The sequence below is a fragment of the Pseudomonas sp. H3_E07 genome, from assembly GCF_054668895.1.
The window spans coordinates 4996444-5018013 of the sequence record NZ_CP162795.1 but is presented as its reverse complement, the minus strand read 5'-3'; the positions used below and the strand labels follow the sequence as shown (position 1 = coordinate 5018013).

General features: G+C 63.6%; 20 protein-coding genes. 7 read left to right on the top strand and 13 right to left on the bottom strand.

Features of this window, described 5'->3' with window-relative positions; all coding sequences use genetic code 11:
* Positions 1-21: 21 nt before the first annotated feature.
* A complete protein-coding gene (locus AB4O08_RS23130; protein WP_010209369.1) occupies positions 22-609 on the bottom strand; it encodes a TetR/AcrR family transcriptional regulator in 588 nt (195 codons plus the stop codon).
* A 177-nt stretch (positions 610-786) separates the two neighbouring features.
* On the opposite strand from AB4O08_RS23130, the gene AB4O08_RS23125 reads away from it, so the two are divergent.
* Positions 787-1575, top strand: a complete 789-nt coding sequence (locus AB4O08_RS23125) for an SDR family NAD(P)-dependent oxidoreductase (protein WP_010209368.1) — start codon at positions 787-789, stop codon at positions 1573-1575.
* A 184-nt stretch (positions 1576-1759) separates the two neighbouring features.
* Here AB4O08_RS23125 and AB4O08_RS23120 read toward each other — a convergent pair whose 3' ends face one another.
* From AB4O08_RS23120 to pedF, 10 genes are all read right to left on the bottom strand, one after another.
* Positions 1760-3238 (bottom strand): DASS family sodium-coupled anion symporter, encoded by a 1479-nt coding sequence (locus tag AB4O08_RS23120; RefSeq protein ID WP_460114376.1) that lies wholly within the window; start codon positions 3236-3238, stop codon positions 1760-1762.
* A 79-nt stretch (positions 3239-3317) separates the two neighbouring features.
* Positions 3318-4688: an ATP-binding response regulator gene (locus AB4O08_RS23115; protein ID WP_460114375.1), complete on the bottom strand. Its 1371-nt coding sequence runs from the start codon at positions 4686-4688 to the stop codon at positions 3318-3320.
* On the bottom strand, positions 4672-5835 hold the full coding sequence (gene ercA / locus AB4O08_RS23110) for an alcohol dehydrogenase-like regulatory protein ErcA (protein WP_045791871.1): 1164 nt from the start codon (positions 5833-5835) through the stop codon (positions 4672-4674). Before ercA ends, AB4O08_RS23115 begins: the two co-directional genes overlap by 17 nt.
* A 126-nt stretch (positions 5836-5961) precedes the next feature.
* Entirely contained in the window at positions 5962-6033 is a 72-nt protein-coding gene (gene pqqA, locus AB4O08_RS23105; protein WP_106119375.1) for a pyrroloquinoline quinone precursor peptide PqqA, read from the bottom strand.
* Positions 6034-6228: 195 nt separating this feature from the next.
* The gene (gene exaC / locus AB4O08_RS23100) at positions 6229-7749 is read right to left on the bottom strand and encodes an acetaldehyde dehydrogenase ExaC (RefSeq protein WP_010209363.1); all 1521 of its coding nucleotides are present in this window, start codon (positions 7747-7749) and stop codon (positions 6229-6231) included.
* Positions 7750-7870: 121 nt separating this feature from the next.
* On the bottom strand, positions 7871-9646 hold the full coding sequence (locus AB4O08_RS23095; RefSeq protein ID WP_010209362.1) for a PQQ-dependent methanol/ethanol family dehydrogenase: 1776 nt from the start codon (positions 9644-9646) through the stop codon (positions 7871-7873).
* A gap of 126 nt (positions 9647-9772) precedes the next feature.
* Positions 9773-10705 carry a quinoprotein relay system zinc metallohydrolase 1 gene (locus AB4O08_RS23090; RefSeq protein ID WP_010209360.1) on the bottom strand — a complete coding sequence of 311 codons (933 nt, stop codon included), beginning with the start codon at positions 10703-10705 and terminating at the stop codon, positions 9773-9775.
* Between the two features lie 16 nt (positions 10706-10721).
* Entirely contained in the window at positions 10722-11471 is a 750-nt protein-coding gene (locus AB4O08_RS23085; RefSeq protein ID WP_460114374.1) for a quinoprotein dehydrogenase-associated SoxYZ-like carrier, read from the bottom strand.
* Positions 11472-11480: 9 nt separating this feature from the next.
* A complete protein-coding gene (locus AB4O08_RS23080; protein ID WP_154973245.1) occupies positions 11481-12356 on the bottom strand; it encodes a substrate-binding periplasmic protein in 876 nt (291 codons plus the stop codon).
* 3 nt (positions 12357-12359) lie between these two features.
* Complete coding sequence (gene pedF / locus AB4O08_RS23075) at positions 12360-12821, bottom strand: cytochrome c-550 PedF (RefSeq protein ID WP_042572089.1); 462 nt, start codon at positions 12819-12821, stop codon at positions 12360-12362.
* Between the two features lie 255 nt (positions 12822-13076).
* Here pedF and exaA point away from each other — a divergent pair, with 255 nt between their 5' ends.
* Positions 13077-14969 (top strand): quinoprotein ethanol dehydrogenase, encoded by a 1893-nt coding sequence (exaA, locus tag AB4O08_RS23070; RefSeq protein ID WP_021492845.1) that lies wholly within the window; start codon positions 13077-13079, stop codon positions 14967-14969.
* A gap of 78 nt (positions 14970-15047) precedes the next feature.
* Positions 15048-15695, top strand: coding sequence for a pentapeptide repeat-containing protein (locus tag AB4O08_RS23065; protein WP_021492846.1), 648 nt, complete (start codon positions 15048-15050; stop codon positions 15693-15695).
* A gap of 38 nt (positions 15696-15733) precedes the next feature.
* Here AB4O08_RS23065 and AB4O08_RS23060 read toward each other — a convergent pair whose 3' ends face one another.
* Positions 15734-16360, bottom strand: coding sequence for a response regulator transcription factor (locus AB4O08_RS23060; RefSeq protein WP_010209351.1), 627 nt, complete (start codon positions 16358-16360; stop codon positions 15734-15736).
* Positions 16357-17619 carry a HAMP domain-containing sensor histidine kinase gene (locus AB4O08_RS23055; RefSeq protein ID WP_154973417.1) on the bottom strand — a complete coding sequence of 421 codons (1263 nt, stop codon included), beginning with the start codon at positions 17617-17619 and terminating at the stop codon, positions 16357-16359. The genes AB4O08_RS23060 and AB4O08_RS23055 overlap by 4 nt, the downstream gene beginning before the upstream one ends.
* 186 nt (positions 17620-17805) lie before the next feature.
* Between AB4O08_RS23055 and AB4O08_RS23050 the strand changes: the two genes are divergently transcribed.
* From AB4O08_RS23050 to AB4O08_RS23035, 4 genes are read left to right on the top strand one after another with little or no spacing between them, the layout of a single operon-like run.
* On the top strand, positions 17806-18978 hold the full coding sequence (locus AB4O08_RS23050) for an ABC transporter substrate-binding protein (protein WP_010209349.1): 1173 nt from the start codon (positions 17806-17808) through the stop codon (positions 18976-18978).
* A gap of 30 nt (positions 18979-19008) precedes the next feature.
* Positions 19009-19968 (top strand): YVTN family beta-propeller repeat protein, encoded by a 960-nt coding sequence (locus AB4O08_RS23045; protein WP_010209348.1) that lies wholly within the window; start codon positions 19009-19011, stop codon positions 19966-19968.
* Entirely contained in the window at positions 19965-20705 is a 741-nt protein-coding gene (locus tag AB4O08_RS23040; RefSeq protein WP_021492850.1) for an ABC transporter ATP-binding protein, read from the top strand. The genes AB4O08_RS23045 and AB4O08_RS23040 overlap by 4 nt, the downstream gene beginning before the upstream one ends.
* Positions 20702-21493 carry an ABC transporter permease gene (locus AB4O08_RS23035; RefSeq protein ID WP_021492851.1) on the top strand — a complete coding sequence of 264 codons (792 nt, stop codon included), beginning with the start codon at positions 20702-20704 and terminating at the stop codon, positions 21491-21493. Before AB4O08_RS23040 ends, AB4O08_RS23035 begins: the two co-directional genes overlap by 4 nt.
* Positions 21494-21570 lie beyond the last annotated feature (77 nt).

Genomic DNA, 21570 nt, shown 5'->3' with positions numbered 1-21570 from the left:
GGTTAACGCCCATCTTGCCACTCATGCGCTGTTTTCTTTACTCGATGGCAGCGATGCGATTATCTCAGCGCGGCACGTTTGCAGGATCTCATCCGCGAGTTCCGAGTCATCCGGACACGCCCGCGACAGCATGACCGCACCGACTGCGTGGGCCAGCAGGTTGATCATTTTCGTGCGGACCTCTTGGCGGGTGACATCCACACCCGCCGTGTACTTGTCCTCAAGGGCTGCCAGCGTATTTTCAACGCCACTGGCAAAGGTCGCCTTCAGATCATCCGACTGACGGGCGGCGTCACCACACAGGGCTGCCAGGGTGCACCCCTCTCCCCTGCCGTCTCTGTGATCCCTGGACACGTACAGGTTTACAAATCCCGGCACGTCGAGATCGCACGTACTCGACAGGGACTTTGCCAGGCTGTTTTCGGCCGCTTCGGCCATCAAGTCGGCTTTGGAGCCGAAGTGTTTATAGAAGCCTCCCTGGGTAAAACCTGCAGTCGCCATGAGTTCTGCCACACCCACACCATCATAGCCACGCTCACGAAACAGCTCTGACGCCGTCTCCACAATATGCGCTCGGTTGGCGAGTGATTGCGTTTTGGTGATCTTCATTTCGCACCCCTGGAACTCCTGAACAATGGTCTGACTATACTCTGATGTCGGTCATAATCAAAACTGTTGACAGCTTTGATTATGACCAACATCATAAAACCACCAGCGCATGTCTCTGCGACGGTACGGCGCGGATCGCCGTCTCTGACCATCCTGAACACTCAAGAGCATCTACTTATGAGCACCCCAGAAACCGTACTGATTACCGGCGCCTCAACAGGCATTGGCGCGACCTACGCCGAGCGTTTTGCCCAGCGTGGGCATAACCTGGTGCTGGTTGCCCGCGACAAAGGCCGGCTAGACGCATTGGCCTCGCGGCTGCGTGAGAAACACGCGGTTTCCATTGACGTGATCCAGGCCGACCTGACTCAAACCAGCGATCTGACCAGCGTCGAAGCACGCCTGCGTGATGACGCCAGTATCGGCATCCTGGTGAACAATGCGGGCGCCGCCCTCTCCGGTAGCTTCATCGAGCAATCCATCGACAGCGTTACCAACCTGGTCGCGCTCAATACCACCGCCTTGGTGCGACTTGCCAGCGCCATCGCGCCACGCCTGGCACACGCCGGTAGCGGCGCGATTATCAACATCGGCTCGGTGGTGGGGCTGGCACCGGAATTCGGCATGAGCGTCTACGGTGCAACCAAAGCGTTTGTGCTGTTTCTATCCCAGGGGCTGAGCCTTGAGCTCTCACCCAAAGGCGTCTACGTGCAAGCTGTCCTGCCAGCCGCCACCCGCACGGAAATCTGGGATCGCGCGGGCATCGACATCAATACCCTGAGCGAAATCATGAGCGTGGACGAGCTGGTCGATGCTGCGCTGGTCGGTTTTGATCGTCGCGAGCCAGTGACCATTCCGCCATTGCAAGACGCCGCCCGCTGGGATGCTCTGCAGGCCGCCCGCCAAGGTTTGCTGTCAGAGATCCGCCAATCGGCCGTCGCCGAGCGCTATCAAGCCAAGGTGTGATAGTCACGCGAACCATAAGAACTGTTGGGGTGCGAAGCGCCCCCAATGCAGGACGAATGCGGTGTACCCGATATTGCGCAGTGGCTGGTTTTGGGGCTTCCAGTTTGCTGTGCGACAGCGCTAAGTCGGAGATTCAGCCGCCTGCCACATTGGATCTCCTGTGCACCCAGAAACGCATTCCCAATCAGATCCAACCGAGCCAACTCCAGTAAGTCGCCGCAAACACCAACATCAACCCATACCCGATCAACGTCACCAAAATCCCCACCTTGGCGAACTGCCGTGCCGTAAACGTCCCGGTCCCCAGGCACACCATGTTCTGCGGCGCATTGATCGGCAGGATAAACCCGTAGCTCATCACAAACCCCAACAGCATGGTCATGCCCAACCGGTTGAACTCCCCCGGCAAGGTCTGCAGCACGGCAATCAGGATCGGCAACAGCGCCGAAGTCAGCGCCGTGGCGCTGGCAAAGCCCAGGTGGATCACAATCAGAAACGCCCCCAGGATCGCAAACACCCCCAGCGGCCCGACCTGATCAAGGCCGGTGTGCGCCACCACCTGGGAGCCCAGCCATTGCCCGGCCTGAGTGGTCAGCAGCGCCGTACCAAGGCTGATCCCAACGCCGAACACAATCACGGTGCCCCATGGAATGCGCGATTGCACGTCCTTCCAGGTCATCACTCCAACCCCCGGCAGCAGCAGGAACACCAGCCCGGCGTAGGTGGTCGAGGTGGTGTCGAAAGGGTGAAGGCGCCCTTCCGTCGCCCACGCCAACAGCAACAGCACCGACACTGTCAGCAAGCGTTTCTGCGGCCCGGTCATCGGACCGATGTCTACCAGGGATTGGGCCACGGCCTCCTTGCCACCCGGGATGCTATCGGTTTCCGGCGGCAACAGCTTGATTACCAGGAACAGCAACACCGCCGACATGATCACCGCCCACGGTGCGCCGGTGATCAGCCAGTCGATCCACGACACGCGCTGGCCGAGCATCTTGTCCATAAAGCCCACGGTCAGCAGGTTTTGCGCGGCGGCGGTCTGGATACCGACGTTCCAGATACTGGTGCCCTGGGCCACCACGATCATCAGGCCGGCGGCGATATTGGAGCGTTTGTCCACGCCGAACGCTGCGACCACGCCCATCATGATCGGCACCACACAAGCGCTGCGCGCGGTGGCGCTGGGGACGACGAGACTGAGCAGGATCGTCACCGCAATCGCCCCCAGCAGAATGCCGCGGGTGCTGGTGCCGACGCGGGTCAGGGTCACCAGGGCGATGCGCCGGTCCAGGCCGGTGTGGGTCATTGCCGCCGCGATGAACAACGCGCCTGCCACCAGCGCCAGCGCCGGATTTGAAAAGCCGGTGAGTGCCATGCTGATGGCCGGGCTGGAGCCGATCAGGTGCGTGGGGTCTTGCAGCGACGGCGCCGTGCCGAGCAAAAACGCCATGAGCGAGGTGATCATGATCGCGCTGGCTTCATAAGACACCGCCTCGGTGATCCACACCACCACGGCAAACGCGAGGATCGCCAGCATGCGCTGCCCGGCTACCGGCAGGTCGGCGGGCAGCGGCAACAGCAGCACGCCGACCATCACCAGTACGCCGATCACCAGGCCCAGGGGCAACTTGAAGGATGCTGCGGTTGTTGCGGGGGCGTTCATGGCGGGCTCCGTCGGGCTCTGAATCAGGCCCGCAGCATGGGGCAAAGCGCCGCAACGGGTGTTGACGGGTATCAAGACCCTAGGTCAATAACTGGCTCAATACCGCCCGCAACTTGCCGGGCTTGAGCGGTTTGTTCAACAACGGCGCGTCCAGGCGGCGCAGCACGCGACGGCACTGGTCGGTGCGGTCGGCGGTGATGATCACGGCGGGGATGTTCTGCGCGAAATGCTCGCGCAGGTGCTTGACCACCGCACAGCCCACCACGCCGTGGTCGAGGTGGTAGTCGGCGAGGATCAGCTCCGGCGCCCTGCCCTGCAACGCCAGCAACGCCCCGGCCTGGTCGGTGGCGGTGATCACCTCACAGCCCCACTGCGCCAGCAGGGCGCGCATGCTGTCGAGGATGCTCACCTCGTTATCGATCACCAGCAGGCGCCGCCCCGGCAGCGGGTTACCCGTGGTCGGTAGCACCGGCAGTTGGCTGATCGCCAGGGGCATCTCCTCGCTGATGGGCACCTTGATACTGAACATCGAGCCACGCCCCGGCCACGAACGGACCGCCACCGGGTAGCCGAGGATCTCGGCGATGCGCTCGACAATCGCCAGGCCCAGCCCCACGCCTTTGCGGTCCGAAGCACGGCCGACATCGAGCTGGTTGAATTCAAGGAAGATCGCGTCGAGCCGGTCGGCCGCGATGCCGCGCCCGGTGTCCCACACCTCCAGGCGCAGGCAATCGCCACGGCGGCGTGCGCCGAGCAGGATGCAGCCCTCGTCGGTGTATCGGCAGGCGTTGCTGAGGAAGTTGCGCAGGATTCGCGTCACCAGGCGCAAGTCGGTGCGAATCGCATAATGGCCGGTGCGCGCGCGCAGGTTGAGGCCGGCCGCCAGCGCCACCGACTGGAACTCCGAGACCAGCGGCGCAAACAGCTCATCCAGGCGATACAGCGCCACGTCGGGCTTGACCGCCGCCTGATCGAGCCGCGAAATATCCAACAGGTCGGTGAGCAAATCCTCGGCGCCTTCCAGGGCCTGGTGCGTACGTTCCACCAGCACCTGCTCGACGCTGGGCAAGTTGCGTTCGCGCAGGGTCGAGATCAGCAACCGCGCCGCGTTAAGCGGTTGCAGCAGGTCGTGGCTGGCGGCGGCGAGGTATTTATCCTTGCTGCGGTTGGCAGCCTCGGCGGCGTCGCGCGCATCGCGCAACTCCTGCTCGACCTGCTCGCGCTGGGCAATCTGCTGTTGCAGGTTACGGTTGGCTTCCAGCAGTTCATCGGTGCGCACCGCCACGCGCTGCTCCAGCTCATCGTTGAGACGGATATAGCGGTTGCGCTCGGCCTCCAGTTCGTCGAGACGCGCGGTGAGTTCCGGGTAGTGGCTCTTGCGCGCCGAGTGATTGCCCAGGCCCAGCAGCCCGGCCAGGGCCTGTTGCTGATCTTCAGAGCGCTTCGCCATACACGACCTCGACGTCACGCTGGCTGGACTCGCGTGGGTTAGTGAGGATGCACGGGTCGTGCATCGCATGCCGGGACAGGAACGGAATATCCGCCACGCGCACCCCATGCAAACCGAGGGTTTCGTGAAAGCCGATGGCGTGCTTCAGTGCAATCAGATGCTCCACCAGCCGCGCGCAAATCTGCCGATGGCTGAGGCCCCGGCAATCGATGCCAAAGGTCTCGGCGATCACCTTGAAGCGCTCCGGCGCCGAGTTGTAGTTGAACGCCACCACATGCTCCACCAGCACTGCGTTGCATAGCCCGTGGGGCAGGTCGAGAAACCCGCCGAGGCTGTGAGACATGGCATGCACCGCGCCGAGGATTGCATTGGAGAACGCCAGGCCGGCCTGCATGCTGCCGAGCATGATCTTCTCGCGCAGGGCAATGTCACCGGGGTTGGCGATCATCTGCACCAGGTTGCCGTTGATCAGGCGCATGGCTTCCAGCGCATGGGGATCGGTCAGCGGGCCGTGGCCGGTAGACACGAACGCCTCGATGGCATGCACCAGCGCGTCGATGCCGGTACAGGCGGACAGGAACGGGTCCATGCTCGCCGTAGTTTCCGGGTCGATCAGCGACACATCCGGCACCACCGCCTTACTGACGATGGAGAACTTCATGCGTTCCTGCTGATTGGAAATGATCACGAACTGCGAGACATCCGCCGACGTGCCGGCGGTGGTGGGGATCAGGATCAACGGTGGGCTCGGCACACGAATGGTGTCCACGCCTTCGAACTCGAGGATGCAGCGCCCATGGGCGACCACAATGCCGATGGCCTTGCCGCAGTCCATGGGGCTGCCGCCGCCAATGGCCACGATCACGTCGCAGTGGTTTTCGCGGTACACCTCGGCGCCGAGCATCACTTCTTCAACGCGCGGGTTGGGCGACACGGCGCTGTACAGGCAATAGTCGATGCCGATGGCTTGCAGGCTGGCTTCCACATCGGCGACCCAACCGGCGGCGATCACCCCGGGGTCGCTGACCACCAACACCTTGCGCGCGCCAAAGGTCTTGGCATAGTTACCGACGTTATGCCGACAGCCGGCACCAAAGATGATTTCAGGCGAGACGAATTTACGCAGGAGGCTCAGATTGGGGCTCATTGGAAAGCCTGTTGTTATTATTTTGGTAGATGCGCTTCACACTAACCCATTCCGGGGCGAATGCAATCAGACCAAAGGGTCATTCCCAATACCGCACCGGCCAGCACAAGGCTGGCCGGAGATGGATCAGCGGCTGGCGAAGTACATGGTCACTTCGAAGCCGATACGCATGTCGGTGAAGGCGGGTTTGGTCCACATAGGGAGAGTCCTCTTGTTGTGCCGGAAGATTCCGGTATGGGCATTAATGCATGGGGGGATGGGGGGGCGAATGCTACTTTCGAAGTAAATGCCGCACTGCATTAGTCGCGAATGTACAGGGAGCAAAATGTGGGAGGGAGCAAGTCGAATCGTCGCACCGCCCCTCCCACAGGAGACCGCATTGCAGTCAGAGGGTTAGAAGAAACCCAGCGGATTGATGTCGTAGCTCACCAGCAAATTCTTGGTCTGCTGGTAGTGATCGAGCATCATCTTGTGGTTCTCACGCCCCACGCCCGACTTCTTGTAGCCGCCAAACGCCGCATGCGCCGGGTACAGGTGATAACAGTTGGTCCACACGCGCCCGGCCTTGATCGCCCGGCCCATGCGGTAGGCACGGTTGATGTCGCGGGTCCACAGCCCGGCGCCGAGGCCGAACTCGCTGTCATTGGCAATCGCCAGGGCTTCGGCTTCGTCCTTGAAGGTGGTGATGCCCACCACCGGGCCGAAGATTTCTTCCTGGAACACGCGCATCTTGTTGTGGCCCTTGAGCAAGGTCGGCTGGATGTAGTAACCGCTGGACAGGTCGCCCTCCAGGCGCTCGGCTGCGCCGCCGGTGAGCAGCTCGGCGCCCTCTTCCTGGGCGATCTTGAGGTAGGAGAGGATCTTGTCGTATTGCTGCTCGGACGCCTGGGCGCCAACCATGGTTTCGGTGTCCAGCGGGTTGCCGCGCTTGATCTTGACGATCTTCTTCATCACCACTTTCATGAAGTCGTCGTAGATCGACTCCTGCACCAGCGCCCGCGACGGGCAGGTGCACACTTCACCCTGGTTGAAGAACGCCAGCACCAGGCCTTCGGCGGCTTTTTCGATGAACTGCGGCTCGGCCTGCATGATGTCTTCGAAGAAGATGTTCGGCGACTTGCCGCCCAGTTCCACGGTAGAAGGAATGAGGTTCTCGGCGGCGGCATGCATGATGTGCGCACCGATGGGGGTCGAGCCGGTGAACGCGATCTTGGCGATGCGCTTGCTGGTGGCCAGTGCCTCCCCGGCTTCGCGGCCAAATCCCTGGACGATGTTCAGCACGCCCGGTGGCAGCAGGTCATTGATCAACTCGGCAAACACCATGATCGACAGCGGCGTCTGCTCGGCCGGCTTGAGCACGATGCAGTTACCGGCGGCCAGGGCCGGGGCGAGTTTCCAGGCGGCCATCAGCAGCGGGAAGTTCCACGGAATGATCTGCCCGACCACGCCCAATGGCTCATGGAAGTGATAGGCCGCGGTGTGTTCGTTGATCTCGGCGGCGCCGCCTTCCTGGGCGCGGATGCAGCCAGCGAAGTAGCGGAAGTGGTCAGCGGCCAGAGGCACGTCGGCGTTGAGGGTTTCGCGCACGGCCTTGCCGTTGTCCCAACTTTCGGTCACGGCCAGCACTTCGAGGTGCTGCTCGATACGGTCGGCGATTTTCAGCAGCACCAGGGAGCGATCCTGAGGCGAGGTTTTGCCCCAGGCGTCGGCGGCGGCATGGGCAGCGTCGAGGGCCTTGTCGATATCGGCGGCGTTGGAGCGCGGGAATTCGGCGATCACTTCACCGGTCACCGGCGAAGTGTTGGTGAAGTATTCACCGCTGAGCGGGGCGACGAACTCACCGCCGATGTAATTACCGTAGCGCTGCTTGAAGCTGACGATGGCGCCAGGGGTGCCAGGTTGTGCGTAGATCATGTTAAAGCCTCTGTCTGGGTCCGGGCCTGTCGGTCAACAGGCGATGACCCGATAGTAAAGAGCCCCCGTTGCCCGGCGAATGCGCCGTTGGCAGGGGGGCGCTTGTCATTTGGTCGTAGATTCAGTGTTTGGCGACCAGCTCTTTGGGCAGCTTGAAGGTCCAGAGCATGCCGCCCTGGTTGAAGTCCTTGATGCGCTTGGCCACTTCACCGCCCCACAACGGCACTGCACCGCCCCAGCCCGAGAGCACCGAGACGTACTGTTCGCCGTCCATTTCCCAGGTCACAGGCGAGCCGAGCACGCCGGAGCCGGTCTGGAATTCCCAGACTTTCTCGCCGGTCTTGGCGTTGAACGCCTGCAGGAAGCCTTCCGGCGTGCCTGTGAACACCAGGTTGCCCTTGGTGGTCAGCACTCCGCCCCACAGCGGCGCGAAGTTCTTGTGGCGCCAGACTTCCTTGCCGGTCTTCGGGTCAATGGCGCGCAGCACGCCGATATAGTCTTCGTTCAATGGTTTGATAGTGAAGCCCGCACCGAGGAACGCCGCGCCCTTCTTGTAGGCGATGCCTTCGTTCCACATGTCCATGCCCCACTCGTTGGACGGCACGTAGAACAACCCGGTGTCGCGGTTATAGGCCATCGGCATCCAGTTTTTCGCGCCCAGGAACGCCGGTGCGACGAACACCGAGGTGCCCTTGGCTTCGCTGCCCGGAGCGCCAGGGCGGCTGGCGTCGTTGTAGATCGGCCGACCGTCCTTGTCCAGGCCGGTGGCCCAGGTGATCTTGTCGACAAACGGGAAACCACGAATGAACTTGCCGTTGGTGCGATCAAGCACGTAGAAGAAGCCGTTACGGTCGGCTGTGGCGGCAGCTTTTATCTCTTTGCCACCTTCCGTGTAGTTGAAGGAGACCAGCTCGTTCACGCCGTCATAGTCCCAGCCGTCATGGGGCGTGGTCTGGAAGTGCCACTTGATGGTGCCGTCGTCCGGGTTCAGCGCCAGGCGCGAGGACGAGTAGAGGTTGTCGCCAGGGCGCAGGTGCGAGTTCCACGGCGCCGGGTTGCCGGTACCGAACAGCAGCAGGTTGGTTTCCGGGTCGTAGTAGCCGCCCAGCCACGGTGCGGCGCCGCCGGTTTTCCACAGATCTCCGGGCCAGGTCTTGCCCGCCTCGCCACCGGAGATACCGTTCTCAACCGCCTTGCCGTCTTTATAGACGTAGCCCATATGGCCTTCGACCGTCGGGCGACTCCAAAGCAGTTCACCGTTCTTCGGGTCATAGGCTTCGATCTTGCCCACCACGCCGAACTCGCCACCGGCCACACCGGTAATCAGCTTGCCGTTGATCACCAGGGGCGCGGCGCTGATGGAGTAGCCTTCTTTGTGGTCGGCGACTTTCTTGCTCCACACCACTTTACCGGTGTCTTTGTTCAGCGCCACCAGCTTGGCGTCGAGGGTGCCGAAGAACACCAGGTCGCCGTACAGCGCCACGCCACGGTTGATCACGTCACAGCACGGGCGAATGTCATCGGGCAGACGCGCATCGTACTGCCAGAGCTTCTTGCCGGTGCGCGCATCCACCGCGAACACCCGCGAGTAGGAACCGGTGAGGTACATCACCCCATCCTTGATCATCGGCTGCGCCTGTTGCCCACGCTGCTTCTCGCCGCCAAAGGAAAACGCCCAGACCGGTCGCAGTTCCTTCACGTTATCGACGTTCAGGGTGTCGAGGGGGCTGTAGCGCTGGCCCTGCACGCCCAGGCCGTTGGTGACGATCTGCCCGGGGTTTTTCGGGTCCTGGAGAATTTCCTCATCGGTCACCGAGGCCATGGCCTGGCCTGACAACAGGATGGCACCGAGCAACACACTCAAGGCGAAGGGTTGGCGGCGTGCGGGTTGGGTCATGACGGCTACCTCTGCGGTTTTTTGTTATACCCGGGAAATTTTCCCGGTCTGGAGCAGATTCTTGGGCGCAGGGGCAGTTGTCACAATTGACCGCAGTATCGAGTTTGCTAGTTCCTTAGTAGCGGGTCAGCGCGCCGAATCCACGCGTTGCATCCGTTCGCGCTCGTAACGCGGGTACAGGTGGCTGACGCTGCGAATCAGTTCATAGCGGCTCAGGCTGATCGTGGCGAAGCGTTCAGGGATGGGGCTGCGGATCATCTCGGCCATGTCGCTGCCGTGGGCCGCGCCGTCACGCAGCAGTTGATCGAGCCAGGTCAGGTAGTCGCGCATCTGCGTGAAGGGCTGCGCGTCGCTGGCCACCGGGCCATGGCCGGGCACGATCAGGGTCCAGGGCAAGGCTTGCAGGGTGCCGAGGTCGGCCAGCCACACCGCCAGCCCCGGGCTGTTGGGGGTGGTGAGCGCGCGCTGGTAAAACACCAGGTCGCCGGCGAACAGCACGCCGGTGCTCTGGTCGAAGATCGCCAGGTCGGCGCCGGTGTGGCCGGTGAGCGCGAGCAAGCGCAAGTCGTGGCGGCCGACGCTCAGCACACCGGGTTCCAGCACCTGGGTCGGCAATACCACCTCGGTACCGCGCATCCAGTCGCCGACCATGCGGTAGAGATTTTCCGCCATGCCGTCGCCCTGCTCGTGCAGCAGCCGCGTGGTCTCGGCCAGGGCGCCGATGGGCACGTCCTTGAAGGCCTGGTTGCCCAGCGCATGGTCGGGGTGATGGTGGGTAATCAGCACCTGGGTCACCGGCTTGGGGGTGACGCGGGCGATGGCCTCGCGCATGGCTTCGCCATAGCGCCGCGACGGCCCGGTGTCGATCACCACCACGCCAGCCTCGGTGACAATGAAGGCGGTGTTGACGATATTGCCGCCATTGGCCTTGGCAAAATTGTCGGTGCTGCCTTCAAGCAGCCAGGTGTCATCGGCGATCAATCGGGGCTTGAGGGCGTAGTCGAGGTCCGCCAGGGCGGGCAGGCTCAGGCCCAGGCATAACAATAGAATCCAGCGCATGCCGCGCTCCTTCTGGTCAGGGTATGGCCGCGTCGAACTCATTGCCGCTGTTGTCGCGCAGCACCAGCCGGGTAGGCCCCGGCGCGTCGATGTCGAAGGCCAGGTTGGGGTTTTCGCTGACCGCCGGGAATAGCTCAAGATCAGCCAACACCTGGCCGTCCCGGCCAAGCAGTTGTGCATGGTTGATAAAAAACTCGGGGATGCCGCTGACCATGCCATTGTCCATCGGGTGCGCCACCTGCACACGTACGCGGCTGAACTCGCCCCGCGAGTAACGGCCGCCGAGCACTTCGCCGATGTGCTCTTCCCAGCCCGGCTGGGTGCGTACCACGCTGGGCGCGGTGCAGCCGCCACCGGCCGCGTCGATCAGGGTCGAGCCCACATGCCACAGCCCGTCATCGGTGAGCACCGCCGCCCGCAACGGCGTGGCCTGCTCGATACGAATCCGCAGCGACAGCCACGGCAGCACGCCGGCCCTGGGTTGGAAGTCGACGATTTTCGGCAATGGGTTGAGCTCGGCCCAGGCGAGGATTTTCACCACATGGCCGTTGAAGGCGCGGGCGTCGATTTCCAGCGGCACCTGGCGCGCATCTTCGGCGAACGGCGGCGCGAGCAGCTTGACTCGGTCGTCGAACACGAACGGCGCCTCGGCCAGGAACTGCTTGTGATAAAACGCCCACATCACCGACGGCACCGGGTCGACCTCCACGGCGTGAGCCGCCAGCGGCAGCCAGCACGCCAAGATGCAGCTCAGTCGCCAGTTCATCGCCTGCTCCTATTGATACATCTCGGGGACTTCATACTGCAGGCCGTAACGGGCATAGATGGCTTGCACCGCGCCGTCGCGGATCAAGCCTTCCAGCGCCTCTTCCACCGCGTAGGCCAACTGGCGATTGCTCTCGTGCACCGCCATGCCGATCTCCCAGCGCTGCTTGCCCATGTTCGGGTAGGCGTTTTCAGCGAGGGCCAGTTGCGGGTCGTGGGCTTCATGCACCTGCCAATCGACTTCGCCGCGCATCGCCATCACCGCATCGACCTCACCGGCTTTCATCGCCGCAAAGGCCTGGGGGACGTCGGGATAGTGATGGGTCTTGGCGGCGAGCATGCCGTTGAACACCGAGGTGAGGTAGAACGACGGCACGCTGTCGACTTCGACGCCAATCGGGTGCTGCTCGAACACCGCCACGCTGGCAACCCTGTCCAGGCGCCGACGGTCGTAAGCCACCTGCCATTGTTCGTTCTGATACGGCCCGAACATCACCACATGGCCGTTTTCCAGTTCGCCCTGGTCGTTGCGCTTCTGTGCGTAATCGCGATCGTAGGGCGCGCGCATCATCAGGTCGGCCAGTTGCTGGTTGTGCAACTGGCTGCCACGCCAGATGTAGTCGCGCAGGTCGTCGTCGAGCTTCTCGCCGGCCGGCGCCCAGATCAACGTGAGCCGTACCCCCAGCGCCGTGGCCAGGGCCTGGGCCAGCTCCACGTCGACCCCGCGCGCGGTGGCGCCGTCTTCGAAACTGTAGGGGGCAAAGTCCTTGTACACCGCCACGTTGATGTCGCCGGCGGCGATCATCTGGTCAAAGCTGCGCACCTGCGCCTGTGCCGGCTGGCAACACAGCAGGGCCAGGCCAAGCACATAAGCGAACAGGCGCATGGCTTACTCCTCGACGTGCACGGTATCCAGGTAGGTGCGCACGGCCCACAAGGCTTCCTGGCTCAGGTAGTCGGCCATTTTCGGCATGTACACGCGACCGTCACGCACCGCGCCATGGCGCACGCGCTCGACGAACCACTCATCACCGGCTTCGCCCACATCGAGCATGCGCAGGTCGGGGGCGATGCCGCCGGACTTGGCTTCCAGGCCGTGGCAGGCGGCGCAGTTCTGGTTGTAGGCGGACGAACCAATCTCCACGGCCCGATCGTGTTCAGGCGAGGTGCGGTACGGATTGACCGCCGCCCAGCCGTCTTCGTTGACCGGCACGCCGGCGTCCTTGATCGAGGTCAGGCCCTGGGTTTCCACCGCTTGCGGGACCACGTCACCATGGGCCCAGGCGGAGCCCGCGGCGATCACACCGACCAACAGCCCGGCGACGAGCAAGGCATTGTGTTTTGTTGTCATTATTTTTGCCCTCAGGATTGCACGCAAAACCTCATTGCAGAGGCTATGGCAACCATCTTAGAAACCCCGGGACATGGGCCGTATGCTGCTTTGGTGGCCGCCCTCTCCTCCCTTGGTAGTAGGGCTTGTGGGGCACGCCTAAAACAGCGGCGCCCCGGGAAGTCTTCCCGGCCACAGCGGGACTTTTTCCGTATCCGCCCGGCGCCCCGGCGTTCCACCCTGTGCAGGCCAAAACCTCCACTGGGAACTGCAACCATGACAATAAGATCGCTACCCGCCCGCTCACCTTTAAGCCTTGCCGTGCAAGCCTTTGTGCTGGTGGGCAGCCTGTCCCTCAGTGCCGTAACGTTCGCGGCCGCCGAACCCGCCAAGCCGACGCGCACTGTCACCTGGGAAGACATCGCCAACGACCACCTGACCACCCAGGACGTGCTGCAATACGGCATGGGCACCAACGCCCAGCGCTGGAGCCCGCTGGCCCAGGTCAACGACAAGAACGTGTTCAAGCTCACCCCGGCCTGGTCCTACTCGTTCGGCGACGAGAAGCAACGCGGCCAGGAGTCCCAGGCCATCGTCAGCGACGGCGTGGTCTACGTCACCGGCTCCTACTCCCGCGTGTTCGCCCTCGACGCCAAGACTGGCAAGCGCCTGTGGACCTACAACCACCGCCTGCCCGACAACATTCGCCCGTGCTGTGACGTGGTCAACCGGGGTGCGGCGATCTTCGGCGACAAGATCTACTTCGGCACCCTCGACGCGCGCCTGATCGCCCTCGACAAGAACACCGGCAAAGTGGTGTGGAACAAGAAGTTCGGCGACCACGCCGCCGGCTACACCCTGACCGGCGCTCCGGTGCTGATCAAAGACAAGGTCAGCGGCAAGGTGCTGCTGATCCACGGCAGCTCCGGCGATGAATTCGGCGTGGTCGGCCAGCTGTTTGCCCGCGACCCGGACACTGGCGAAGAAGTATGGATGCGCCCGTTCGTGGAGGGCCATATGGGCCGTCTGAACGGCAAGGACAGCACGCCGACCGGCGACGTCAAGGCCCCTTCGTGGCCGGACGACCCGACCACCGAAACCGGCAAGGTCGAGGCCTGGAGCCACGGCGGCGGCGCCCCTTGGCAGAGCGCAAGCTTCGATGCCGAGACCAATACGATCATCGTCGGCGCCGGCAACCCCGGCCCGTGGAACACCTGGGCGCGCACCGCCAAGGACGGCAACCCCCACGACTTCGACAGCCTCTACACCTCGGGCCAGGTCGGCGTCGACCCCAGCACCGGCGAAGTGAAGTGGTTCTATCAGCACACCCCGAACGACGCCTGGGACTTCTCCGGCAACAACGAGCTGGTGCTGTTCGACTACAAGGACAAGGACGGCAAAGTGGTCAAGGCCACCGGCCACGCCGACCGCAATGGTTTTTTCTATGTGGTGGACCGCAATAACGGCAAGCTGCAGAACGCCTTCCCCTTCGTCGACAACATCACCTGGGCCAGCCATATCGACCTGAAGACCGGGCGTCCGGTGGAGAACGAAGGCCAGCGTCCGGCCAAGCCATTGCCGGGTGAAACCAAAGGCAAACCGGTGGAAGTCTCGCCGCCGTTCCTGGGTGGCAAGAACTGGAACCCCATGGCCTACAGCCAGGACACCGGGCTGTTCTACATCCCCGGCAACCAGTGGAAAGAGGAATACTGGACCGAAGAGGTCAACTACAAGAAGGGCTCGGCGTACCTGGGCATGGGCTTTCGCATCAAGCGCATGTATGACGACCACGTCGGCACCCTGCGTGCGATGAACCCAACCACCGGGAAGGTGGTGTGGGAGCACAAGGAAGCCTTGCCGCTGTGGGCCGGCGTGCTGGCCACCAAGGGCAACCTGGTGTTTACCGGCACCGGCGACGGTTTCTTCAAAGCTTTCGACGCCAAAACCGGCAAGGAGCTGTGGAAGTTTCAGACCGGCAGCGGCATCGTCTCGCCGCCGATCACCTGGGAGCAGGATGGCGAGCAGTATGTCGGCGTAACCGTCGGCTATGGCGGCGCGGTGCCGTTGTGGGGCGGCGACATGGCCGAGTTGACCAAGCCAGTGGCACAGGGCGGGTCGTTCTGGGTGTTCAAGATCCCGAGCTGGGATAACAAGACCGCCCAGAAGTAACCCTTGCGAGATGACCGGACCGCCTTTTGTGATGAGCGGGCTTGCCCCGCTCACCACAGGATCCCTAGAGGTTGCACGATGAACTACCTGCCCTTGTTACTCCTGCTCTCCCTGCCCCTGGCGCACGCCGACGATGGCGACGACGCCCCGCTGATCATCAACGGCTGCACCCTCGCCGAACACAGCCAATGCCCCGGCGCCAACCTCAAGGGCGCCGATTTGCGCAACCAGGACTTGAGCAAGATGAACCTGGCCGGCGCCGACCTGCGCGAGGCGGATCTGCGGCATGCCAACCTCGACCTGGCTAACCTGGAAAAAGCCCAGCTGCAAGGCGCCAACCTGACCCGCGCCAGCCTGCAACAGGCCAACCTGCGCCTGGCCAACTTCAGCGGCGCCACGCTGATGGCGATCCAGGGCTGGGGCCTGTTTGCCCAGGGGGCGCAGTTCGAAAACGCCAACCTCAGTGCGGCCTACCTGCAGTTTGCGCGGCTGTCCGGGGCAAAAATGCACAAGGCCAACCTGCGTGCGGCCGACCTGGAGATGACCTGGCTGAGCAAGGCCGACCTGCAAGGTGCCGACCTCAGCGACGCCAACCTGCAGGAAGCCAAGTTCGGCGAGAGCAACCTGGAACAGGCCACCCTCACCGGCAGTCGCCAGCACTATGCGAACTTCCAGGATGCCAATATGGAGGGTTGCCAGGATTGCCCAACGACCTGGGATCGCTGAAACGACGCTAATGAAATGTGGGTTTTGTGCACGCCCAGTTATCCAACCACCCGCACCACCCCCATGTCGATCCCCAGGTGCACCAGCTCGGCATGGGAACTCACCTGCAATTTGCTCTTGAGCAAGGTCAGGTGATTGGACACGGTCTTGCTGCTGATATTCAGCTGGTCGGCAATCGCTCGGGTGGGCGTGCCCCTGGCCAGCATCAGGAAAATCTCCAGTTCACGCGGGGTCATGCCCTGCAAGCGTTGATCGCTGGGGGTATAGGCCAGTTCGGTGGCCAGGGCCTGCTCGATGTAGGCGTGGCCGTCGAGGATGCGCCGCACCGCTTCGATCAACACCTCGGGGGCCGAGGTTTTGGTCAGGTAGCCTGAGGCCCCGGCGTCCAGGGCCTGGCGCACCAGGGGCAGCTCGTCGTGCATGCTGAAAAACAGCACACGCAGGTGCGGCAGGCGCTGGCGCAGGCGACGGGTGGTTTCCAGGCCGCTGATGCCCGGCAAGCCGAAGTCCATGATCACCAGGTGCGGCAGCGCTTCCTGGACCCGGCTCAACGCTTCTTCACCACTGGCCGCCTCGCGCACTTCAACGGCCGGCAGCAGCGCGCGCAGCAGGCTGGCATAACCCTGGCGCACCACAGCGTGGTCATCCACCAACAGAATATTCATGAAGCCTCCAACGGCACGTTCAACGCCAACGCCCAGCCGGCGCCGGGCTGGCTGATGATCTTCAATTCGCCGCCCAGGCAGCGGGCGCGTTCGGCCATCGAATACAGGCCCACGCCGGGCCGCTGGGGCGTGTCTGCACCGCAACCGTTATCACGCACCCACAGGCGCAGGCGCGAACCGCGATGTTGCAGACGCACGTGCACCTGGCTGGCGTCGGCATGCCGCAGGATGTTGGTCAGGGCTTCCTGGAGCAGACGGTACAGATGGGTCTTGCTGGCGCCGGGCAACAGCGGCAGGTCCGTACTGACTTGCAGGTGGCAGGGAATGCCGTGGCTGGCCTGCCACTGCGTAACCAGCATCGAAAACGCCTCGGCCATCGGCAGGTGTTGCAGGGCCACCGGATAGAGATCGTGGACCAGCGCCCTGAAGCCTTGCTGCAAGTGCTCGCAGTGATCCTCCAATTGCGCCACGGTGGACGCCAGCAGATGCGGCTGGTCGGTGACCACGCGCAACAGGCAGGCCTGGGCGCGAATGCCGGCCAGGTATTGACCGAGGTCATCGTGCAGGGTCTGGGCCAGGTGGGTGCGCTCCTGTTCCTGCACCGCCAGCAGGGTCTGGGTGAGCCGGGTGTTATCGGTGCGCGCCTGCTCCAGGGCGTCGGTCATGCGGTTGAAGTGCAGCGCCAACTGCCGTGCTTCCGGCGCGCCTTTACTGCGCAGGCGCACGTTGAGCTGGCCGGCGCACACCTGTTGCAGCGCGCGCAGTAATTCATCCAACACGCCCATGCCACGGCGCACCGCCCAGCGGATGGTCAACAGGCTCAACACCAGGGCCAGGGCGCACAGGCCCAGCAGTTGTTGCAGGGAATCCCAGACCTCATCGATCTCATCCCGAGGGTCGACGGCGATGGACACGCGCCGACCGTCCGACAAGTCCAGCACCTGGGCACTGCGTCGTGCCTCGGCAAACAGCAGGCGCCCGAGCCAGGCGTCCAGCCCGTCCGGGGCCGGCGCTTGCGCGCTGTCGCCGCTCGCCAGCCAGCGCACACGTACATGGCGCAAACTCGCGGTGAGGTGGGGTTGCAGGCTGGCCGGGTCGCGCTCGGCGGTTTCGCTCAGGTAGTGCACCACCGCTTCGGCCGATTGCAGCTCGTGCTCCACATCGGCCAGGGCCTGGTGCAGCAACAGCGCGGTGCAGGCGCAGGTCACCAGGGCGAAGAAGCCGCACACCCACAGGTTGATGCGCCACAGGGCCGACAGGCCGGGCCGGGTGGTGAAAACGCGCATGCTCGTGTCACTCCTGTGAATAAGACCGTTAGGGATCCATGCTAAGACCGCACTCGCTGCGCGGGGCTACTACCTTGGTACTGCCCCAGCGCTACTTTCTGCATATTTGCAGCGACGTTCAGGGTTCCTATGCTGGCGCTACCTGTCATGGAGTGCCTTATGCGCCAGCTCGCCCCCTACGCCGTGATCTGCCTGCTGGCAATCGCCTGGGCCGCCAACGGCCAGGCCGCTGAAGCGCCCTTGCAGGTGCAGATCGGCTACCTGGGTTATCGGCCCGATCCGGGCCCGCTGCTGTCGAACGTCATTCCCGAGCCTGCCGATGCCGGGCAGCGCGGTGCTGAACTGGCGATCATCGACAGCAACAGCACCGGCGCCTTTCTCAACCAGCGCTATAGCCTGACGACCGCCACGGTAGACACCCCAGACGCCCTGCTCGCCGCCGCCCAAGCCCAGCATGCCCAAGGCCTGCGCCTGTTCGTGGTCAACGCGCCTGCCGCCAGCCTGCGCCAACTCAGCGCGGCGCTGCCCGACAGCCTGCTGTTCAATGCCGGCAGCCCGGATGACAGCCTGCGCAGCACCGCCTGCCTGGGCAACGTGCTGCATACGCTGCCCAGCCGCGCGATGCTCGCCGATGCGCTGGCGCAGTTCCTGGTCGTGCGCAAATGGCAGAAAGCGCTGTTGATCGTCGGCCCCACCGAGGATGACCAGGCCTACGCCGCCGCCCTGCGTCGCGCCGCCAAACGCTTCGGCGTGCAGTGGGTGGCGGAAAAGGCCTGGCGCTTCGACAACGACCAACGCCGCAGCGCCCAGGCGGATATGCCGCTGTTCACCCAGACCGCCGAATACGACGTGGTGTTGGTGGCCGATGAGCGCGGCGACTTCGGCGAGTACGTGCCCTACCAGACCTGGTACCCGCGCCCCGTCGCCGGCACTCAGGGCCTGACGCCCACCGGCTGGCACAAAACCGTCGAGACCTACGGCGCCGCCCAATTGCAGAAACGCTTCGAGGCCCTGGCCGGGCGCTGGATGAACGACCGCGACTTCGCCGCCTGGATGGCCGTGCGCAGCATCGCCAGTGCAGTGAGCAAGTTGCGCCAGGTCGAGCCCATGGCGATCCGTCAACTGGAAATCAGCGAGCAACTGCCCCTGGATGGTTTCAAGGGCCGCAAGCTCAGCTACCGCCCCTGGAACGGCCAACTGCGCCAACCGATTCCCATCGTGCAACCCCGCGCGCTGGTCAGCACCTCGCCCCAGGACGGCTTCCTGCACCCCACCAACGAAATGGACAGCCTGGGCTATGACAAACCCGAGGTGACCTGCCGCTTCCCTTGATCACCTACTCACAATAATAAGGACTCCGCCATGCGCCGCACCCTGCTCTCATGCGCCCTGCTGCTTGCCGCCGGGCACGCCGTGGCCAGTACCGCCTGGGTCTCCAACGAGAAAGACAACAGCCTGAGCCTGATCGACATGCAGACCCTGCAAGTCACCGACACCCTCAAGGTCGGCCAGCGTCCGCGAGGCTTGCTGCTGTCCCATGACAACAAGCTGCTGTACATCTGCGCCAGCGACTCGGACCGCGTGCAGGTGATGGACGTGGCCACGCGCAAGATCATCAAGGAACTGCCCTCCGGCAAAGACCCCGAGCAGTTCGCCCTGCACCCCAATAACCGTTGGCTGTATGTGTCCAACGAAGACGACGCGCTGGTCACCGTGATCGACACCGAGACCGCCAAGGTGCTCGGCCAGATCAACGTCGGCGTCGAACCCGAAGGCATGGCCGTGAGCCCGGATGGCAAGTGGGCGGTGAACACCAGCGAAACCACCAACATGCTGCACTGGATCGACACCAGCACCCAGACCCTGGCCGACAGCACCCTGGTGGACCAGCGCCCGCGCTTCGTCGAGTTCAACCACGATGGCTCGCAGCTGTGGGCCTCGGCGGAAATCGGCGGCACCGTGACCATCCTCGACGTAGCCAGCCGCGCGATCCTCAAGACCCTGACCTTCAGCATCAAGGGCGTGCACCCGGACAAAGTCCAGCCGGTCGGCATCAAGCTCAGCGCCGACGGCAAGTACGGCTTTGTCGCCCTCGGCCCGGCCAACCATGTGGCCGTGATCGACGCCAAGACCTTCGAGGTCCTCGACTACCTGTTGGTGGGCCGCCGCGTGTGGCAGATGGCATTTACCCCGGACGAGAAACAGTTGCTGGTCACCAACGGTGTGAGCGGCGATGTGTCGGTGATCGATGTGGACAGCCTCAAGGTGATCAAGTCGGTGAAGGTCGGGCGTTATCCGTGGGGCGTGGTGGTCACACCATGAACGCCCTGGAGGTGCGCGACGTGAGTTTCGCCTACGGCGCACGGCAGGCCTTGTGCGAGGTGAGTTTCAGCCTTGCACCGGGGCGCTTTGCGGCGCTGCTGGGGCCCAATGGCGCCGGCAAATCCACCTTGATCGCCCTGCTCACGCGGCTGTATGACCTGCAAAGCGGCGACATTCGCGTGGGCGGTCACTCCCTGCGTGAGGCACCGCGTGCGGCCCTCACCCAGTTGGGTGTGGTGTTCCAGCAAAGCACCCTGGACCTGGATCTGAGCGTGGAACAGAACCTGCGTTACCACGCCGCGCTGCATGGTTTATCGCGGCGCCAGACCGACCTGCGCGTAGCCGCCGAACTGGCACGCCAGGCCCTCACGGAACGGCGCCGCGAAAAAGTCCGCGAGCTCAACGGCGGACACCGGCGCCGGGTGGAAATCGCCCGGGCGTTGCTGCATGAGCCGCGCTTGCTGCTGTTGGATGAAGCCAGCGTCGGCCTCGACCCGGCCAGCCGCCTGGCGCTGAACCAGCACGTGCGCAGCCTGTGCCTCGAACACGGCATCAGCGTACTGTGGACCACCCACCTGCTCGACGAAGTGCAGGCCGACGATGCGTTGATGATTCTGCATCAGGGTCGTCTGGTGGCCCGTGGGCAAGTCGATGCCTTGATCGCGCAACAAGGCGGCGACCTCGGCAGTGTGTTCGCGCGTTTGACTCGCCCCACCACGACGGGAGCAGCGGCATGAACGCTTACTGGCAATGCCTGCGCGGCATCGTGCTGCGCGAGTGGCTGCGATTTGTGTTGCAGCGCACGCGGTTTCTCAGTGCGCTGGTGCGCCCATTGCTGTGGCTGCTGGTGTTCGCCGCCGGGTTCCGCGCCGCGTTGGGCATCTCGGTGATCGAACCCTACGACACCTACATCCCCTACGAGGTGTACATCATCCCGGGGCTGGCCTGCATGATCCTGCTGTTCAACGGCATGCAAGGCTCGCTGTCGATGGTCTACGACCGCGAGATGGGCAGCATGCGCGTGCTGCTGACCAGCCCGTTGCCGCGCACGTTTTTGCTGTGCAGCAAGCTGTTGGCCACCGCGCTGATTTCACTGTTGCAGGTGTATGGGTTCCTGGCGATTGCCTGGGTGTACGGCGTGCAACCACCGGCCATGGGGCTGTTGATCGCCCTGCCGGCGTTGCTGCTGGTGGCCTTGATGTTGAGCGCCCTGGGCCTGTTGCTGTCGAACGCGATTCGCCAACTGGAGAACTTTGCCGGGGTGATGAACTTCGTGATCTTCCCGCTGTTTTTCCTGTCTTCGGCGCTGTACCCGCTGTGGAAGATGCGCGACTCCAGTGAATGGCTGTACTGGCTGTGTGCGATCAACCCGTTTACCCACGCTGTGGAGCTGGTGCGCTTCGCCCTGTACGAACGCTTCGCCGGCCTGGCCTTGGCGGTGTGCCTGGGCTTGACCGTGCTGTTCGCGGTGTTGGCGGTGCTGACCTTCAATCCCCAGCATGCGGCGTTGCGCAAAAAGGGCTGACGGCGGCAAAAACTACTACTTTAGTACTGGTTTTCCTGTCTATCGTCGCATTCCCAAGGGCTCGGGACTCACGTGTA

Bases quoted from the DNA above. Each gene is read 5' to 3' on its own strand.
- AB4O08_RS23130 (WP_010209369.1), bottom strand. From the start codon at position 609: ATGAAGATCACCAAAACGCAATCACTCGCCAACCGAGCGCATATTGTG.
- AB4O08_RS23125 (WP_010209368.1), top strand. From the start codon at position 787: ATGAGCACCCCAGAAACCGTACTGATTACCGGCGCCTCAACAGGCATT.
- AB4O08_RS23120 (WP_460114376.1), bottom strand. From the start codon at position 3,238: ATGAACGCCCCCGCAACAACCGCAGCATCCTTCAAGTTGCCCCTGGGC.
- AB4O08_RS23115 (WP_460114375.1), bottom strand. From the start codon at position 4,688: ATGGCGAAGCGCTCTGAAGATCAGCAACAGGCCCTGGCCGGGCTGCTG.
- ercA (WP_045791871.1), bottom strand. From the start codon at position 5,835: ATGAGCCCCAATCTGAGCCTCCTGCGTAAATTCGTCTCGCCTGAAATC.
- exaC (WP_010209363.1), bottom strand. From the start codon at position 7,749: ATGATCTACGCACAACCTGGCACCCCTGGCGCCATCGTCAGCTTCAAG.
- AB4O08_RS23095 (WP_010209362.1), bottom strand. From the start codon at position 9,646: ATGACCCAACCCGCACGCCGCCAACCCTTCGCCTTGAGTGTGTTGCTC.
- AB4O08_RS23090 (WP_010209360.1), bottom strand. From the start codon at position 10,705: ATGCGCTGGATTCTATTGTTATGCCTGGGCCTGAGCCTGCCCGCCCTG.
- AB4O08_RS23085 (WP_460114374.1), bottom strand. From the start codon at position 11,471: ATGAACTGGCGACTGAGCTGCATCTTGGCGTGCTGGCTGCCGCTGGCG.
- AB4O08_RS23080 (WP_154973245.1), bottom strand. From the start codon at position 12,356: ATGCGCCTGTTCGCTTATGTGCTTGGCCTGGCCCTGCTGTGTTGCCAG.
- pedF (WP_042572089.1), bottom strand. From the start codon at position 12,821: ATGACAACAAAACACAATGCCTTGCTCGTCGCCGGGCTGTTGGTCGGT.
- exaA (WP_021492845.1), top strand. From the start codon at position 13,077: ATGACAATAAGATCGCTACCCGCCCGCTCACCTTTAAGCCTTGCCGTG.
- AB4O08_RS23065 (WP_021492846.1), top strand. From the start codon at position 15,048: ATGAACTACCTGCCCTTGTTACTCCTGCTCTCCCTGCCCCTGGCGCAC.
- AB4O08_RS23060 (WP_010209351.1), bottom strand. From the start codon at position 16,360: ATGAATATTCTGTTGGTGGATGACCACGCTGTGGTGCGCCAGGGTTAT.
- AB4O08_RS23050 (WP_010209349.1), top strand. From the start codon at position 17,806: ATGCGCCAGCTCGCCCCCTACGCCGTGATCTGCCTGCTGGCAATCGCC.
- AB4O08_RS23045 (WP_010209348.1), top strand. From the start codon at position 19,009: ATGCGCCGCACCCTGCTCTCATGCGCCCTGCTGCTTGCCGCCGGGCAC.
- AB4O08_RS23040 (WP_021492850.1), top strand. From the start codon at position 19,965: ATGAACGCCCTGGAGGTGCGCGACGTGAGTTTCGCCTACGGCGCACGG.
- AB4O08_RS23035 (WP_021492851.1), top strand. From the start codon at position 20,702: ATGAACGCTTACTGGCAATGCCTGCGCGGCATCGTGCTGCGCGAGTGG.